The organism is Chelativorans sp. Marseille-P2723 (assembly GCF_902809845.1).
Classification (GTDB): Bacteria; Pseudomonadota; Alphaproteobacteria; order Rhizobiales; family Rhizobiaceae; genus Chelativorans.
Map to the genome: position 1 here is coordinate 118317 of NZ_CADDWI010000009.1, position 16691 is coordinate 135007.

At 60.6% G+C, this 16691-nt stretch carries 17 protein-coding genes and 1 pseudogene; 11 read left to right on the plus strand and 7 right to left on the minus strand.

The genetic code is table 11. From position 1 onward, the window contains the following. Both HUS57_RS07940 and hisG read left to right on the plus strand, forming a co-directional pair. Positions 1–1166 (plus strand): annotated as a pseudogene (locus HUS57_RS07940) (ATP phosphoribosyltransferase regulatory subunit). After that, positions 1163–1864, plus strand: coding sequence for an ATP phosphoribosyltransferase (gene hisG, locus HUS57_RS07945; RefSeq protein ID WP_173932515.1), 702 nt, complete (start codon positions 1163–1165; stop codon positions 1862–1864). The pseudogene HUS57_RS07940 and the gene hisG overlap by 4 nt, the downstream one beginning before the upstream one ends. A gap of 106 nt (positions 1865–1970) precedes the next feature. Here the strand turns inward: hisG and rmuC are convergent, their stop codons facing one another. Next, positions 1971–3215, minus strand: coding sequence for a DNA recombination protein RmuC (gene rmuC / locus HUS57_RS07950; protein ID WP_173932517.1), 1245 nt, complete (start codon positions 3213–3215; stop codon positions 1971–1973). A 113-nt stretch (positions 3216–3328) separates the two neighbouring features. Here rmuC and def point away from each other — a divergent pair, with 113 nt between their 5' ends. Genes def through truA form a run of 4 tightly spaced genes read left to right on the plus strand, consistent with a single transcriptional unit; the run spans position 3329 to position 6068 of the window. Further along, positions 3329–3859 carry a peptide deformylase gene (gene def / locus HUS57_RS07955; RefSeq protein ID WP_173933224.1) on the plus strand — a complete coding sequence of 177 codons (531 nt, stop codon included), beginning with the start codon at positions 3329–3331 and terminating at the stop codon, positions 3857–3859. A gap of 27 nt (positions 3860–3886) precedes the next feature. Then, entirely contained in the window at positions 3887–4822 is a 936-nt protein-coding gene (gene fmt, locus HUS57_RS07960) for a methionyl-tRNA formyltransferase (protein WP_173932519.1), read from the plus strand. Continuing rightward, positions 4819–5322 carry an N-acetyltransferase gene (locus HUS57_RS07965; RefSeq protein WP_173932521.1) on the plus strand — a complete coding sequence of 168 codons (504 nt, stop codon included), beginning with the start codon at positions 4819–4821 and terminating at the stop codon, positions 5320–5322. Before fmt ends, HUS57_RS07965 begins: the two co-directional genes overlap by 4 nt. 2 nt (positions 5323–5324) lie before the next feature. Beyond that, positions 5325–6068, plus strand: a complete 744-nt coding sequence (gene truA / locus HUS57_RS07970; protein ID WP_173932523.1) for a tRNA pseudouridine(38-40) synthase TruA — start codon at positions 5325–5327, stop codon at positions 6066–6068. Here truA and HUS57_RS07975 read toward each other — a convergent pair. The 4 genes from HUS57_RS07975 to dapD are packed head-to-tail and all read right to left on the minus strand — an operon-like array spanning position 6062 to position 9143. Further along, positions 6062–6664: a transporter gene (locus HUS57_RS07975; protein WP_246727800.1), complete on the minus strand. Its 603-nt coding sequence runs from the start codon at positions 6662–6664 to the stop codon at positions 6062–6064. The two genes, truA and HUS57_RS07975, sit on opposite strands and share 7 nt — an antisense overlap. Next, positions 6652–7839, minus strand: a complete 1188-nt coding sequence (gene dapE, locus HUS57_RS07980) for a succinyl-diaminopimelate desuccinylase (protein ID WP_173932525.1) — start codon at positions 7837–7839, stop codon at positions 6652–6654. Before dapE ends, HUS57_RS07975 begins: the two co-directional genes overlap by 13 nt. A 50-nt stretch (positions 7840–7889) precedes the next feature. Then, positions 7890–8258 (minus strand): DUF805 domain-containing protein, encoded by a 369-nt coding sequence (locus HUS57_RS07985; protein ID WP_173932527.1) that lies wholly within the window; start codon positions 8256–8258, stop codon positions 7890–7892. A gap of 30 nt (positions 8259–8288) precedes the next feature. Beyond that, complete coding sequence (dapD, locus tag HUS57_RS07990) at positions 8289–9143, minus strand: 2,3,4,5-tetrahydropyridine-2,6-dicarboxylate N-succinyltransferase (protein ID WP_173932529.1); 855 nt, start codon at positions 9141–9143, stop codon at positions 8289–8291. A gap of 150 nt (positions 9144–9293) precedes the next feature. Here dapD and HUS57_RS07995 point away from each other — a divergent pair, with 150 nt between their 5' ends. Both HUS57_RS07995 and HUS57_RS08000 read left to right on the plus strand, forming a co-directional pair. Further along, positions 9294–10133, plus strand: coding sequence for an LOG family protein (locus tag HUS57_RS07995; RefSeq protein WP_173932531.1), 840 nt, complete (start codon positions 9294–9296; stop codon positions 10131–10133). Positions 10134–10677: 544 nt separating this feature from the next. Further along, positions 10678–11640, plus strand: a complete 963-nt coding sequence (locus HUS57_RS08000) for a DUF1775 domain-containing protein (RefSeq protein WP_173932533.1) — start codon at positions 10678–10680, stop codon at positions 11638–11640. Between the two features lie 90 nt (positions 11641–11730). On the opposite strand, the gene HUS57_RS08005 is transcribed toward HUS57_RS08000, so the two are convergent. Then, positions 11731–12432, minus strand: a complete 702-nt coding sequence (locus HUS57_RS08005; RefSeq protein WP_173932535.1) for a pyrimidine 5'-nucleotidase — start codon at positions 12430–12432, stop codon at positions 11731–11733. Between the two features lie 137 nt (positions 12433–12569). Here HUS57_RS08005 and HUS57_RS08010 point away from each other — a divergent pair, with 137 nt between their 5' ends. Then, positions 12570–13472, plus strand: a complete 903-nt coding sequence (locus tag HUS57_RS08010) for a DMT family transporter (protein WP_173932537.1) — start codon at positions 12570–12572, stop codon at positions 13470–13472. Between the two features lie 4 nt (positions 13473–13476). On the opposite strand, the gene argB is transcribed toward HUS57_RS08010, so the two are convergent. Continuing rightward, a complete protein-coding gene (argB, locus tag HUS57_RS08015; RefSeq protein WP_173932539.1) occupies positions 13477–14370 on the minus strand; it encodes an acetylglutamate kinase in 894 nt (297 codons plus the stop codon). Between the two features lie 157 nt (positions 14371–14527). Between argB and msrB the strand changes: the two genes are divergently transcribed. Together msrB and HUS57_RS08025 are read left to right on the plus strand one after the other, a co-directional pair. Next, a complete protein-coding gene (gene msrB, locus HUS57_RS08020) occupies positions 14528–15031 on the plus strand; it encodes a peptide-methionine (R)-S-oxide reductase MsrB (protein WP_173932541.1) in 504 nt (167 codons plus the stop codon). Between the two features lie 191 nt (positions 15032–15222). Further along, on the plus strand, positions 15223–16674 hold the full coding sequence (locus HUS57_RS08025) for an NAD-dependent succinate-semialdehyde dehydrogenase (RefSeq protein WP_173932543.1): 1452 nt from the start codon (positions 15223–15225) through the stop codon (positions 16672–16674). Positions 16675–16691 lie beyond the last annotated feature (17 nt).

Sequence of the window (16691 nt, forward strand, 5' to 3'; positions counted from 1 at the left end):
ATGACCAAACGCTACCCCTCCTTCGCTCCCGAAATTCGAAACCTCTTCGCCGAGCGCGAGGCGGGACTCATAGATATTCCCATTCTCCAGCCGGCCGAGCCCTTCCTCGATATGGCCGGGGAGGATTTGCGCCGCCGCATCTTCCTGACAGAAAGCGAGACCAGTCAGGCGCTATGCCTACGGCCGGAATTCACCATTCCGGTCTGTCTCGACCACATTGCAACGCGCGCAAGCACGCCGCGCCGTTATGCCTATTTGGGTGAGGTGTTCCGCCAGCGCCGCGAGGGAGGGCCAGAGTTCTTCCAGGCAGGCATCGAGGACCTGGGTGCTGAAAACGAGGCGGATGCGGATGCCCGCTCGCTGGCCGATGCCCACGCCATACTGGCGCGGATTCTGCCCGGGCGCTCGCTGTCGGTGACCGTGGGCGATCAGGCCGTTTTCGAGGCCGTGCTCTCCGCCCTCGGCCTGCCGCGGGGCTGGCGCAAGCGGCTGTGCTCTCCGCCCTCGGCCTGCCGCGGGGCTGGCGCAAGCGGCTGGCGCGCGCCTTTGGCTCTCCCGCCGTTCTGGAGACCGCCATCGAAGAGTTCGCCAATCCACAGACGGTTGCGAACCTGCCGCGAGAGGTTGCAAGCCTCGTGGCGCAAGGGGACGAAGAGGAGCTGACGCGGCACATCGAGGAGGCGATGCAGGCCACCGGCCTTTCGCCCTCTGCGGGCCGACTTCCCTCGGAAATCGCCCGGCGGCTTCTGGAAAAGGCAGACCTGAGGAGCGTCCGGCTTTCACAGGAAGCACTGGCGGCGCTGAAATCCTTCCTTGCCATCCGCGTGCCGCTAAACTCTGCGGGTGAATGCCTTGCTACCTTTGCACGTGAGACCAGCATCGTGCTCGACGATACCCTTGAAGCGTTCACGTTACGCACCGATCGCATCGCCGCCCAAGGGCTGCCGCTGGATAGTCTCCATTACAATGCGCGTTTTGGCCGGCCGCTGGATTATTACACCGGTTTCACATTCGAGATCGGCGCGGACGGTCTACCAGCCGCACTTGCCGGCGGCGGACGTTACGACCGGCTTTTGACGCTGCTTGGTGCCGAAAGGCCCATTCCCGGAGTCGGATTTTCGATCTGGCTTGACCGCGTCGCGACCTTGAGGGGGGAGACGCCATGAGTGTGACGCTGGCGCTTCCCTCCAAGGGGCGGCTGAAGGATGCTGCGGTGGAGCGTCTGCGCGAAGCTGGCTATCCCATCTGCCTGCCAGACGATGCGCGCCGCTATCGCGCCCATGTCGAAGGGATCGACGGGCTGGAAGTAACCTTCCTTTCTGCTTCGGAGATCGCGCGGGAACTGGATCGCGGCAATATCGATCTCGGGGTGACCGGCGAGGACCTCGTGCACGAAACGATGACCGATTGGGAAACCCGCGCGGAAATTGCCGCCCGTCTCGGTTTCGGCCGTGCTGATGTGGTCGTGGCCGTGCCGGAAGTCTGGTTCGATGTCTCCACCATGGCCGATCTTGATGATGTCGCCGCTGATTTCCGGCAGCGACATGGTCGGCGGCTGCGGATCGCCACGAAATACTGGCGCCTTACGCAGCAGTTCTTTTCCCAGAAGCATGGCATCCAAGTCTATCGCATCGTGGAAAGCCTCGGCGCTACTGAAGGCGCTCCGGCAGCCGGATCCGCCGACATCATTGTCGACATCACCACCACCGGTTCCACGCTAAGAGCAAATCACCTCAAGGTGTTGGATGACGGGGTGATCCTGCGCTCTGAAGCCTGTCTCGTGGCCGCGAGGAAGGAGCGCACCGGAGAAGACGCCAGGCTCATCGCGGAAATGGCTGCTGCCTTGCAGGCAGGTTTAGACTAGGTTCAATTTCAAACCGGAACCGCTTCTCCCGGAGTTTCTTCAGTCTACGCCGAAGCGCTATCTGGCCTGCATGCCCGTTTGCGAGGAACAAGGCTACCTCGCCTTCCTATTCCTCCACTACCCGAAGCCTTAGGGAACCCGAACCCTGCACTGCGCGGTTGTCGTCCGCCATCTTGTCATCCGCAACGCCCTTGCCGTCAGGAGCGCCGAGTTCGAGCGCTTCGATCTTCGCGCCGCGCTTCGTCACCTTGTCGGTGGAGGTAAGGATCAGGTCGATATCCTTGTTTGCCTGGAGGAAATGGGTCTGCAGCTTGCGCACACGGTCATCGAGCCGCGCCACGTCCTGCATGAGTTTCATCACCTCGGCCTGGATCAGATGCGCCTGCTCGCGCATGCGCGCGTCCTTAAGCACTGCCTGAATCACCTGGATGGAAAGCATCAACAGAGATGGTGAGACGATGACGATGCGTACCCGATGTGCCCGCTGCACCAGCGCTTCGAAATTCTCGTGAATTTCGGCGAAGATCGATTCCGACGGCACAAACATGAAAGCCGTATCCTGCGTCTCGCCGGGCAGGAGATACTTCTCCGCGATTGCCTTGATGTGCACCTCGACGTCGCGGCGGAATGCAGCTTCCGCAGCTTTGCGAGCCTCGGCGCCCTCTCCTTCTGACGCACGGATGGCGTTCCAGGCTTCCAGCGGGAATTTGGCGTCGATGACGAGCGAGGGCGCGCCGTTCGGCATCTTGATCATGCAGTCCGGGCGGGTGCCATTCGAGAGCGTTGCCTGAAAACTATAGGCCGTAGAGGGCAGGCCATCGGCGACTATCGCCTCCATGCGCGATTGTCCGAATGCGCCGCGGGTCTGTTTGTTGGACAGAATCTGCTGAAGCTGAACCACCTGCCCAGCGAGCGACTGGATGTTGTTTTGTGCGGTATCGATGACGGCAAGCCTCTCCTGCAGCTTGGCGAGATTCTCGTGCGTGGCCTTGGTCTGCTCCGTGATCGACTGGCCGAGGCGCGATGACATTCCGTCCAGTCGCTCCGAAAGCGCCTTGGTCAGTTCCGCCTGCCGCGCCCCGAATACCTCGGCAATCGTTCCCATGCGGCCCTGAAGCTCGGCCTGTGTCCGCGCAAGATCCGCAAGACGCGCCTCCGCCTCCCGCGCTCGGCCGGCTGCTTCCGCCTCAGCCAGCGTTCGAGCGCTGGACAGGCGCCAGAGGGAAAGAGCAAGCCAGAATACCAGAACGAGGAGCAGCCCTCCCGTCGCTACCAGGAGCTCGCCAAGGGAAATTATCGTTGCGCCGAGCTGGACAACCGGTATGGAAAATAGGGACGCTGCTTCGATCATTCCGGAAGCCTAGCCGATTCGGCTCGGCAGCATAAGACCAAAACGTGAACACCTCCCAGCGACGCAGCATCTCTCATATTGACGCCCCAACAGCGAACGATTACCTGACGCTCATGACCGTTCGTCCGATCATCATCCTGCCCGACCCGAAACTGCGCCAGGTATCAAAACCTATGGAGCGCGTGGACGACGAGGTACGCCAATTGGCCAGCGACATGCTGGAGACCATGTATGATGCGCCCGGCATCGGCCTTGCCGCGATCCAGGTGGGCGAACCCGTTCGCATGCTCGTTCTCGATGTTTCGGAGAAGGATGAGCCGAAGAATCCTCAGGTCTTCATAAATCCCGAGATCATGGCGCGTTCAGATGCGCGCAACGTGCATGAGGAGGGTTGCCTCTCCATTCCCGATTACTATGCGGAGGTGGAGCGGCCGGCCGAGGTGACGGTGAACTATATCGATCTGGACGGAAAGCAGCAGACCGTGGAAGCGAGCGGCATCCTTGCCACCTGCCTCCAGCACGAGATCGACCATTTGAACGGCGTTCTTTTCATCGACCACCTGTCGAAGCTGAAGCGCGACATCGTGCTGCGCAGGTTCAGGAAGCTCGCCAAAGAGCGTCCGCCTGTACGGATGGTCGGCTAAACAGGCCCATCCGCAAAGGGAGGCCTTATGCCACTTCGCCTCGTCTTCATGGGAACGCCGGAATTTTCCGTGCCGACGCTTCATGCTCTCGCCGAAACCGGCCATGAAGTCATCGCCGTTTACTCTCAGCCTCCCCGGCCTGCCGGCCGACGCGGGCTCGAACTCACCAAATCCCCTGTGCATCGAGCGGCCGAGCAGCGCGGCATCGAAGTGCGCACGCCAACGTCGCTCAGGTCAGAAGTAGAGCAAGAGGCTTTCCGCGCCCTCAAGGCCGATGCGGCGGTGGTGGTGGCCTATGGTCTTCTTCTGCCCGCCCCCATCCTGGAGGGGACGCGGCTTGGCGCCTATAATGGCCATGCTTCCCTCCTGCCGCGCTGGCGCGGTGCCGCCCCTATACAGCGCGCCATTATGGCCGGAGATCGCGAAACCGGCATGATGGTCATGAAGATGGACGAAGGGCTGGATACCGGGCCTATAGCCATGACTGAGAGGGTCGCCATAGGTCCGGACATGACGGCAAGCGAACTTCACGACATTCTGAAGGAAGTCGGCGCACGGCTGATGTGCCGTGCTATATCACGGCTTGAAGAAGGCGCGCTGGAACTGAGGCCGCAGCCCAGCGAGGGTGTAACCTATGCAAAGAAAATCGGTAAAGAGGAGACACGCGTCGACTGGACCTTACCGGCCCCACAAGTGCACAATCATATCCGCGGCCTTTCGGCCTTTCCCGGCGCCTGGGGCGAGATGCCGGTTTCGGGGAAAATGGAACGTGTGAAGCTCCTGCGTTCTTCTCTTTCATCCGGAAGCGGCACCCCAGGCAAAGTTCTGGATGAAGCGCTTTCGATTGCTTGCGGCGAGGGCGCAGTGCGTCTCCTGCAATTGCAGCGGGCAGGCGGCAAGGTGCTCCCGGCCAAGGAGTTTCTGCGAGGCGCCAAGCTCCAGAAGGGAGCCCGCATCAAATGAGCGCAATCATCATCAGACCTGAGAAGCCACAGGATCGTGATGCCATCCGCGCCCTTCTTGTACAGGCATTTGGCGGAGAAGCCGAAGCAAGGCTGGTGGATGCGCTCAGGAATTCGGGAGCGGTCGTGCTTTCGCTCGTTGCCGAGCGCAATGGGGAGATTCGCGGCCACATCCTTTTCTCGCGGCTTGTCGTGCGCGGTTCTGAGGCGGCTTTCCCCGCCGTAGCCTTGGCTCCCCTTGCCGTCCACCCGGAACATCAGCGGCAGGGCATTGGGCTGGCCCTCATGGAAGACGCGCATATGCGGCTACAAGCGGCAGGAGAGAGGCTCTCAGTGGTCCTTGGAGATCCGGCCTATTACGGCCGGGCTGGCTATCGCCACGCACGTGCGCAAGGTTTCACGAGCGTTTTCCAGGGCACGGCATTGCAGGCGCTGGCCTGGGGCGAAGCTCCCGTCACCGGACAACTTGAATATGCGCCCGCCTTCGGCGAACTCGGCTGAAGATGCCGCGCTATCGCATCGATATCGAATATGACGGCAGCCCTTATGTCGGCTGGCAGCGGCAGGCGGGGCAGATGAGCGTGCAGGAGGCCATTGAAAAGGCGATAGCCGCCTTCTCCGGCGAAGAAGTCACGTTGCACGGCGCCGGACGCACAGATGCCGGGGTTCACGCGCTGTCCCAGGTAGCCCATTTCGATCTTTTTCGCGATTTTCCGCCTGACACGGTGCGCGATGCCGCCAATGCGCATCTGGCCATGGCGGGCGAGACCATTTCCGTACTTGCCGCGGTTCCGGTAGCAGAAGACTTCGATGCCCGCTTCTCAGCTCGCGCCCGTCATTATCTCTATCGTATTCTCAACCGCCGCTCACCGCCCGCCCTGGAGCACGGCAAGGTCTGGCACGTGCCGAAAAAGCTGGACGCAGAAGCCATGCAGGAGGCAGCGTGCCGCCTTGTTGGCCGGCATGACTTTACCACCTTCCGCTCCATCCAGTGCCAAGCGAAAAGCCCGGTCAAAACGCTCGATCGGCTGGCAGTCAGCCGCCTCGGCGATGAGATCGAGATCCGTGCCTCAGCCCGTTCATTCCTGCACAATCAGGTGCGCTCGCTGGTCGGCACGCTCAAGAAGGCGGGGGAAGGCACCTGGAGCGCCGATGACGTCGAAGCCGCCCTGCAGGCACGCAACCGGGCGGCCTGCGGTCCTGTGGCCCCACCGCAGGGGCTTTATCTCGTCCGCGTGGATTATTGAAAGTCGAGGCCCAGCAGCTCCTGCAGCAACATCAATGCCGTAATTGAGGTAACCAGCATACCCAGGAAGACGGCGCTACCGGTTGCCAGGCCCCGGCCGATCGCAATTATGGTGAGCCGCCACGAAAGGACGAGCGACGCGATGAAGAGGACGATCGAAACGAACAAGGTGAGCTCTTGCGCGCCTGGCCAGAACAGGCGCAGGAGCGCGGAAGGCAGCATGAGCCAGGCAAACAGGGCGGAGGCCCAGTTGCTGGCCACTACATAATGTACGAAGCGTGAGGCAATGCCGGCCGGACGGCTAATGGCCCCAAGCACTGCAAGTGGAAGGACCCAGGCGCCCATATCCACGATAAAGAGTCGAAGCAGGATCGCAAATCGTACCTCGAAATAGACCGCGTAGGACACGCTGTTCGCGATGGCTACCCAGCCCACCACAAGCGCGGGCAGCGCGACCATAATGGCGTAGAAAGAGTTCCAGAACCCGTCTACCGACAGGTCGAGCAGCGACAAGCCTTCCGACCGCCCCAACATCATCTGCCAGACGCCGGTCAGATATTGCTGTACTTCCTCACCCGAAGGCATCAGCCGAACCATCCCTCCAGGAACCGCTCGTAAATGCGGGTCAAAATTTCCAGATCCGCAAGGGCCACCCTTTCATCGACCATATGCATGGTCTTGCCTACCAGTCCGAACTCGACCACCGGGCAGTAATCCTTGATAAAGCGAGCGTCGGACGTGCCGCCCGAAGTGGAAAGCTCAGGCCGGCGTCCCGTCACCGCCTCTACGGCCCCCGATAATGACTCGATCAGCCTTTCGTTACGCGTCAAGAATACCGGACTGGGCCTGTCACGCCAATGGACCTCAAAGGCTATCGGCTCGCCGCGGCCCGGGCGCAACCGGTTTTTCTTCGCCGCCTGCTTCAGGCGCCTCAAAATCTCTGACTTGAGGCTTGCTGCGTCCCAGGTGTCATTGAACCGTACATTGAAGGAAGCTGTGACGCGGGCGGGGATCACATTGACTGACGGATTGCCAACGTCGATGGACGTGATCTCCAGATTGGTGGGCGGGAAATCCGACGTGCCTTCGTCGAATGGCGACAGGAGCAAGGCTTCCAAAAGTGAAATCAGTCCCGGCACCGGATTATTGGCCAGATGAGGATACGCAACATGCCCCTGCTTACCCCTCACGGTAAGCGTCCCCGAAAGCGATCCGCGTCGCCCGATCTTGATCATGTCGCCAAGGCGATCCGGATTCGTGGGCTCGCCCACGATCGATGCGTCCCAGCGTTCGCGTCGCGCCGCGGCCCATTCGAGCAGCTTTGCCGTGCCATTTACAGCCGGCCCTTCCTCATCCCCCGTGATGAGAAAGGAAACGGAACCGCGAGGAGAGCCGTGTCTGGCAACATGACGGGCCAGCGCGGCCACGAAGCAGGCTATTGCGCCCTTCATGTCCACCGCCCCGCGGCCGAACATCTCCCCGTCGGTTATTTCGGCCGCGAAAGGAGGATGGGACCAATCGCTTTCGTCGCCAGGCGGCACCACATCGGTGTGGCCGGCGAACATCAAATGCGGACCTACCTTCCCGATCCGCGCATAGAGATTCTCAACTTCTGGCATTCCTTTCTCTTGGAATACCGGCCGCTCAACCCGCGCCCCAAGAGGAGTGAGCATTGCTTCAAGCGCCGAAAGTGCCCCCGCTTCCGCCGGCGTGACGGAGGGACATCGAATCAGGACCGCGAGATTGGCGGCAGGGTCCACGGGAAGGCTCATGATGAAGAATCGTTACTAGACGCGAATTGGGCTGTCACGCCCCACACGCCTCATTTCGGCGCGTTGGTGCGCTCGCCATAGCTGTTAGGGCCGGAGTCGCCGGGATAAAGGCACAGGATGACGAGTACGAAGAAGGCAAATACCGGGACGAAGAGCGCTGCAGCGAGGATGCCCGGTTTGTCGAAATCATGCAGGCGCTTTACCCCCAGCGCAAGCTGGGACCACAGCCCGACGATGGCGAAGAACCAGAAGAAAAGCAGCCAGCCGGAGGCCGCGCTGTCACCCTCTGGAATGAGCGAGAGCCTGTAAATTGCAAAAAGCGGAAAAAGGCCCGCGAACACATTTGCCAAGAAGTAGACCAGGCGGCTGATCCGCCCCGAAAGACCGAAGAAGAGCCAGATGAAAGTCTTTATGTCCAAGCCTGTGCCCCATGCTCGCCGACGCTGGCGTCAGTCTCTCAAAAGTTCGTTGATCGAGGTCTTTGCGCGCGTCTTCTCATCCACACGCTTGACGATGACGGCACAGTAGAGGCTTGGCCCCCAATCGAGCTCAGGAACAGCCTTGCCTGGGACTGTGCCGGCAACCACCACTGAATAGGGCGGTACCTCACCATAAAAGATCTCGCCGGTTGCCCGATCGACGATCTTGGTCGACTGGCCGATGAAGACGCCCATGCCCAGAACCGAGCCCTCACGGACGATGCAGCCTTCCACCACCTCCGAGCGCGCGCCGATAAAGCAATTATCCTCGATGATGGTCGGCGCGGACTGCATGGGCTCCAGAACCCCGCCGATCCCCACGCCGCCGGAAAGATGCACATTCTCGCCGATCTGCGCACAGGAGCCGACCGTCGCCCAGGTGTCCACCATTGTGCCACGCCCTATATAGGCCCCGAGATTGACAAATGACGGCATGAGCACCGCACCGGGTGCGATATAGGCTGAATGACGGACGATCGCGCCGGGAACCGCGCGAAAGCCAGCATTCACGAATTCGTTCGGGCCCCATCCGTTGAATTTAGAGGGGACCTTGTCCCACCAGGCAGCCTCGTCCGGGCCGCCCTTGATGATCTGCATCGGGTTTAGCCGGAATGAAAGCAGCACGGCTTTCTTCAGCCACTGATTTACGTGCCAGTTGCCATTCGCCTGCGGCTCGGCTACCCGTGCCGCGCCGCTGTCGAGCAGATGGAGCGCTTCTTCCACGGCTTCGCGCACTTCACCGCGTGTTTCCGGCGCGATGGAGTCGCGGTTGTCAAACGCTTGCGTCACCGTCTTTTCCAGCACGGCAAGATCCGGGCTTTTCATCAATGGACGCTCCGCTACACAAGGTATTAAAAGGCTCCCGCTATAAGGGCCATCAGGCCCGCGGCAACCGGCGCGGACCCTATGCGAAGCGCTGAAAGGGGTCAATCACGCGATGAACGCAAAGCGCGAGAAGGACGGGACAGGAATCGCATGAATCCAGATGAAAAGAATAGCTGGACGCCGCTACCCCATTCAGACGAAGACCTGAAGCGGGCGCGCAGCGTACCCGATACGCCGCAGACGCGATCTTCAACCTACCGGCTCGCCTGGGACGACGAGGATTTCATGACGAGGCGCGAGCTACGGCCCGTGCGCCTTCAGCTTGAACTTCTGAAGCCGGAAATGGCGCTTGCGGGCCGCGGCATCCGCTCGACAGTGATTCTTTTTGGCGGCGCGCGCATTCCAGAGCCGGGGGGCGACGCCTGGGCGGCCAAGAACGAGGTGCAGAAGCAGAACCTTGAAAAGAACAGCCGCTATTACGAGGAGGCACGTCAGTTTGCGCGGCTGTGCTCCGAGCATTCGGCCAAGACCTATTATCGTGAATATGTGGTGGTGACAGGGGGCGGACCCGGCGTCATGGAGGCGGGCAATCGCGGTGCCGCCGATTGCGGCGCTCCCTCGATCGGCCTCAACATCGTTCTGCCGCACGAGCAGGCGCCCAACCTCTATGTGACGCCGGAACTCTGCTTCAACTTCCACTACTTCGCAATCCGCAAGATGCACTTCATGATGCGGGCAAAGGCGGTGGCGGTATTCCCCGGCGGATTCGGCACCTTGGATGAACTGTTTGAGACGCTCACCCTCATCCAGACCGGCCGCATGGAGCGGGTGCCTGTCATCCTCTTCGGAAAGGAATTTTGGCATCGCGCCGTTGACCTTGGCTACCTTGCCGAGCAGGGTACGATCTCGCCGGGCGATGACGAACTCATTACCTTCGTGGATACGGCGGACGAAGCATGGTCGCATATCGCTGCATTCTATGAGCTTTAGCGGCGGCCACACCCTAATGGCGGGAACCGCGCTCGCGTGTCGCAGACTGGGTGATCTGGCGTTGCGAAGGTCTGTACGCTAAACAGAATCATGGCAAGCGGCGGCAAGTCATCGAGGAGCATGTTTGCGGCAATGCGGCAAGACCGCGGCCTATTTGCGTTTGCTGCCACCCTGACGCTCGTCCTCAACCTGCTCCAGCCATGGGCGGCGTCTCGCAATGCGGATTTCGCCTCTCTTCTCATCCTGTGCAATCACGAAGCGAGTGCTCTGGCCGCTCCGTTGAGCAAGCAACAGAAGCCGGATTGCCCATTCTGCCCGGCCGGCCACCTTTGTGCCCTTTCCGCAGCGCTGGCGCCTCCGGCCCAACCACCGAGCCTACCTGTCTCGTCCGATGCCATCAGGCAGAAGCCGGACAGGACAGGAGTTCCCGTACCGCCTTCTGGCGATCATGCCCTGCCCTCGATAAGGGCCCCTCCCCTCGCAGCATAAGCCGCCGGCCAGCGCGCCGGCCTCATGAAATCGAGGAGAGAAAAAGGTACTGATCATGTGCAGAATCATTCTTACCGCGCTTGCCGCATCGGCACTCTGTGGCGCATCGACGGTCGCGGCGACCGCCCACATTTCCCTGCAGCAGAAGGAAGCTGCACCCGGCACATTCAAGGCGGTGCTCGGCGTTCCCCATGGCTGCGACGGTGAAGCAACCCGGTCCCTGCGCGTCCAGATCCCCGAAGGCTTCATCGGTGTAAAGCCGATGCCCAAGCCAGGCTGGGAGATCGAGATCGAGGAAGGCGCCTATGCCGGCACCTACCGCTTGCACGGCGACGATGTCGACTCCGGACCAAAAGCCGTCACGTGGCACGGCGGGAGCCTTTCCGACGCGCATTACGACGAGTTTGTGCTGCATGGTACATTAGCGGGGGTCGAACCGGGCCAGAAGCTGTACTTTCCAGCCGTCCAAACCTGCGCATCCGGCGAGGAGCCATGGACCGAGATTCCCACTTCCGATGCGCGTGTCGAGCGTCCCGCTCCCGTTTTGACCATTCTGACCGCAGAAGGCGCTGCAGACGGCCATGACCACCAGAGCGTAGCCGAAGCCATGGTGGGGGATATCGGCATCACCAATCACTGGGCGCGGGCAATGCTGCCCGGCCAACCAACGGCAGGCGCCTACATGACCATCGAGAATTACGGCCAAGAGGCAGATCGCCTGGTTTCGGCCGCATCCCCAGCCGCGGGCAAGGTCGAGATCCACACGATGGAGGTCGTGGATGATGTGATGGTGATGCGCCCGGTAGAAGGCGGACTTGAAATTCCGGCAAACGGAAGCGTGGCACTAGAGCCCGGCGGGCTGCACCTCATGCTCATGGACGTGGCAGAACCCTTCGTGGAAGGCGGCGAGGTGCCGGTCACGCTGGTGTTCGAGAAGACAGGCGAAGTGGAGCTTTCCCTGCCAGTGCGTTCAGCCCGCGCCGGGCGCGGCGAGCATAGTCACGAGCACGATCACTAGCCTGCCATCTGCCTTTGGTGATTGCGGCGGGGCCTTGGCGCCCTGCCGCAGATTCGGCCAGAAAAGCGAATTTTTCAGGCTGGAATACGACTAGCTCCCGGTCACAGCTCTTAGGAACTTTGGAAGATCGTCTGTGACGTAATCGACCTCATCGTCCTGCTCCGGATCACGCTCCCAGATATCCGAGTAAGTTGGGCCAAAGTTCTGCGGGACGATGAGCACGGTCGTCATGCCGAGTTCCTTGGGAATGCGCAGATTGCGAGCTATGTCTTCGAACATCACCGCATTCGGCCCGACAATTTCGTGGAGGGAGACGAAGAGGTCGTAGCTCTCCTTTGCCGGTTTGGGCTGCAGGCCGGCCGCGACGATGTCGAAAATATCCTCAAAATGGTCGGAAACGCCGAGTTGCCTTGCCGCACTCTCGGCGTGACGGCGGCTGCCATTAGTGAAGATGAACTTGCGGCCTGGCAGCGCCTCGATCGCCTCCTTGAGCGCCGGATTCGGCTTGAGCCAAGAGTAATCAATATCATGCACCTTCTCCAGGAAGTCGTCCGGGTCGACCTCATAACGGTCCATTAGCCCGCGCAGTGTCGTCCCGTGGCTGCGGAAAAGCTCCTTCTGAAGCTCGCGCGCTTCCTCCCGGGGTAGTTTCAGAAGCTCCGAAACATAGGTGGTCATCCGTACATCGATCTGTGAAAAAAGATTGCTTTCGGGCGGATAGAGCGTGTTGTCGAGATCGAACACCCAGTCAGTGACATGGGCGAAGCGGCTTGGGTCTGGCTGATTGGTCATGGCCTTTTATGTCGGTTTTGCAGTTTACTTCCAAACATCTTTGTGCGCCAACGATATATTGCACGGATATTGCACCCGAACCGCTAGGCGGCTAAGTCTTCACCCTGCACCTGCTGCCCCTCGTTTTCGGTCCTTCCATGGAACTTTGGATACCTCTCACGCTTACTGCCGCCTTCCTGCAAAATCTCCGGTCGGCAGCGCAAAAACACCTGAAGGGCGTGATGGGCACCACGGGGGCCACCTTCGTACGCTTCGGCTTCGGCTTGCCATTTGCCGCCCTTTTCCTGGTGGGCTTGCACAAGGTTGCGGACTTTTCCTTTCCCTCATTCAACCTTGTGTTTTTCTTCTGGGTGATTCTCGGCGGATTAGGGCAGATCGCCGCCACTTTCCTTCTCGTCCACCTCTTTTCCTTCCGCAATTTCGCAGTCGGCACCGCCTATTCGCGTACAGAGCCTGCGCAAGCGGCGGTATTCGGCCTCATCTTCCTGGGCGATGTAGCCGGCCATGCAACGCTGGTCGCTATCGCGATCACCGTCGTCGGCGTGATGCTTATCTCAGTCGCGCACCTGCCCATGAACTGGCGCAACCTCTTTTCTTCGCTTGTGAGCCGAAACGCGTTGATAGGGCTTGCCTCGGGCACGCTCTTCAGCATCGCCGCGGTTTCCTACCGCGCCGCCTCCCTTTCCCTGGGCGGACCAAATTTCATGATGCAGGCAGCCACCACATTGTTCTTCACGATCCTTTTTCAGACCGTGGCGATGCTGGCATGGATCTACCTGAAAGACCGTAGCGAGCTCACGCGTATCGCGCAAGCGTGGAAGACGTCGCTTTTCGTGGGCCTGGTCGGGGCTACCGCCTCCTTCTGCTGGTTCTCTGCTTCTACCTTGCAGCAGGCGGCGGTGGTAAAGGCGCTCGGGCAGGTCGAAATGATCTTCACCTTCGCCTCTTCCGTCTACTTCTTCCGCGAAAAGATCAACTTGACGGAAATTGCGGGATGTTTGTTCATCGTCGCTGGCATTATCGCGCTGGTGCTTTTGTAGCGCCTCATGGAACGATCAACGTTCCCGCTCCGTGTTCGGTAAAGAGCTCCAGAAGCACTGCATGGGCGGTCTTGCCGTTCAGGATGACAACGCCCTCCACCCCGCGCTCGATGGCTTCAATGCAGGTTTCCACCTTGGGTATCATGCCGCCGGAAATGGTTCCATCCTTGATAAATGCGCGCGCTTCGGCCACCGTAAGCTCGTCGATCAGCTTGCCCTGGCCGTCAAGCACGCCCGGCACGTCAGTCAGGAAGAGGAGCCGCGTAGCCCTCACGGCCCCGGCAATGGCGCCCGCAAAGGTGTCGGCATTGATGTTGTAGGTGTGGCCGTCGCGCCCCGGTGCCACCGGCGCGATGACGGGGATCATCTCTGATCGGGCGAGCAGGTCGAGCAAGGTCCTGTCAACTTCCACGGGTTCGCCGACAAAGCCGAGATCCAGAACGCGCTCGATATTGGAATCCGGGTCGGTAACGGTTTTGCGCGCCTTCTCGGCGAAAACCATGTTTCCGTCCTTGCCGCAAAGGCCGATGGCCCACTCCCCTTCTGCATTGATGAGTGCCACGATCTCCTTGTTGATGGAGCCCGCGAGCACCATTTCCACGATCTCCACGGTCTTTTGATCCGTAACACGCAGCCCGTTCTCGAACTTGGATTCAATGCCCAGGCGCTTGAGCATGGAACCGATCTGCGGTCCGCCGCCATGAACCACAATTGGGTTTACGCCTGACTGTTTAAGAAGCGCGACGTCGCGAGCGAAGGCGCGGCCGAGCGCGGCGTCCCCCATGGCGTGGCCACCATATTTGATAACTACGGTCTTGTTCTCGTAACGCTGCATGTAGGGCAGCGCAGCAGAAAGGAACTGCGCCTGGGCCTCGGCGGTTTCGGTGACTTGCGGCATATCAGGGTCCCGGTCTTGATCGTCCCACCGCCCTCATATCGCATTCGCCGGTGCACGCAAATGGCTGTGCGCTATTCGACGCGGCGCGCAGCCTCACGAGCCGTTGATTTGCCGTATGTGCACGGCACATCTACCCTGAGCCTGGAGGAGGTGCCCCATGAAACGGCGCAATTTCCTTTATGGCGGAGCTGGCGCTTTTGCCGCGCTTGCGGGCAGCGGGTTTTTCATGCGCAATAGTCCGGGCGGCGGTGCCACCGCCGCGACGTTCGAAATCATGAAACCCGACGAGGAATGGCGCGCGATCCTTTCGCCCGAGCAATATGCGGTACTCCGGCAAGAAGTGACAGAGCCGGCATATTCGAGCCCGCTCAATGGCGAGAAGCGGGCCGGCATTTTCCACTGTGCCGGCTGCGACCTGCCGCTTTATTCCTCGGAAGCGAAATACGATTCCGGCACGGGCTGGCCGAGCTTCTGGGAGTCCCTGTCGGGAGCTATCGGTACGAAGAAAGACCGATCCTTCTTCATGGTGCGCACTGAATGCCACTGCCGTCGCTGCGGGGGTCATCTGGGCCATATTTTCGATGATGGACCGCTTCCAACGGGCAAACGTCATTGCATCAATGGCCTGGCACTCACCTTCAATGCCGCCGAAGCCACCTAGCGCATGCACAATCGCGCTTGCGCCAGCTTGACATGAAGCAGTCAGATGCGCAATCGAGGCTTGCATTTCGCAGGGCCATACGTTTGCATGAAGCTGAGCCACCTAGCCACGGCACTTCGGTGCATGTGCTTCCAGAAGACAGTTGAATATTGATCAGCGCCGCTCCGGCACCTGAACCTTAAGGAAATAGCATGACCGACACGAAGTTCTCATACCCCGACACGCGCTTGCTGATTGACGGCGCATGGCAAGCAGGTGCTGAAGGAAAGACGCTCGACGTGCTCAACCCGGCCAGCGGTGAGGTGATTGGAACGGTCGCCTGCGCGGGGCGGAGCGACCTTGATGCCGCCCTTGCCGCTGTTGACAGGGGATTTGCGCTCTGGAGCGCAGTATCCGCGCTCGAACGCTCGAAGATCATGCGCCGGGCGGCCGAGCTCTTGCGCTCACGCGTCGAGACGATTGCTCGCATCCTGACGCTTGAGCAGGGAAAACCCCTGATCGAGGCAAAGACAGAGACGCTGTCAGGTGCCGACGTCATCGACTGGTTCGCCGAGGAGGCGCGACGCACTTACGGGCAGATCATCCCCGCACGCGTGCCTGGGGTCACCCAGATGGCAATAAAGCTTCCTGTTGGCCCCGTCGCAGCCTTCACACCGTGGAACTTTCCCATCAACCAGGTCGTACGCAAGCTTTCAGCGGCGCTCGCGGCTGGATGCTCCATCATCGTTAAGGCTCCGGAAGAGACACCTGCATCCGCAGCCGAATTGATCCGGGCATTCGTCGATGCTGGCTTGCCTGCGGGTGTGATCAATCTCGTTTACGGCGTTCCGGCGGAGATATCCGAGTATCTGATACCGCACCCCGTCATCCGCAAGATTTCCTTTACTGGCTCCACCGCCGTCGGCAAGCACCTTGCCGGGCTGGCTGGCCGGCACATGAAGCCTGTCACGATGGAGCTTGGCGGGCATGCGCCGGCGATTGTCTTTGGTGACGCGGATATCGAAAGGGCTGTCAAGGTGCTGGCTGCCGCAAAATTCCGCAATGCCGGGCAAGTCTGTGTGTCACCTACGCGCTTCCTCATCGAAGAAAATGTCTACGATCGTGTAGTTGATGCTTTCACCGAAGCAGCAAAGGCCATCCGTGTGGGCAACGGGCTTGAGGAAGGGGTCCAGATGGGACCGCTTGCGAACGAGCGCCGCATCCCAGTGCTTGAGGAGTTGATTTCCGACGCCGTGCAACACGGGGCGGAGTTGAAGACGGGCGGCCGCCGCATCGGAAACAAGGGCAACTTCTTCGAGCCTACAGTGCTGTCGAACGTTCCCGTGGAAGCGAAGATCATGAATGAGGAGCCGTTCGGCCCGGTGGCCTCGTTCCGGCCTTTCCGCTCGCTCGACGAGGTAATCGATGAATCGAACAGGCTGCCCTATGGCCTTGCAAGCTATGCCTTTACAAGCTCCGCGGACAAGGCGAACCAGCTTGGCCTGCGCATCCAGGCTGGCATGACCACCATCAATCACAACGGCCTGGCTCTGCCAGAAGTGCCTTTCGGCGGAGTCAAGGATTCCGGCTATGGCACCGAAGGCGGCTCGGAGGCGATCGACGCGTATCTGACAACGAAGCTTGTTACCCACATGAGCAGTTAAGGGCCGAGCCGACAGAA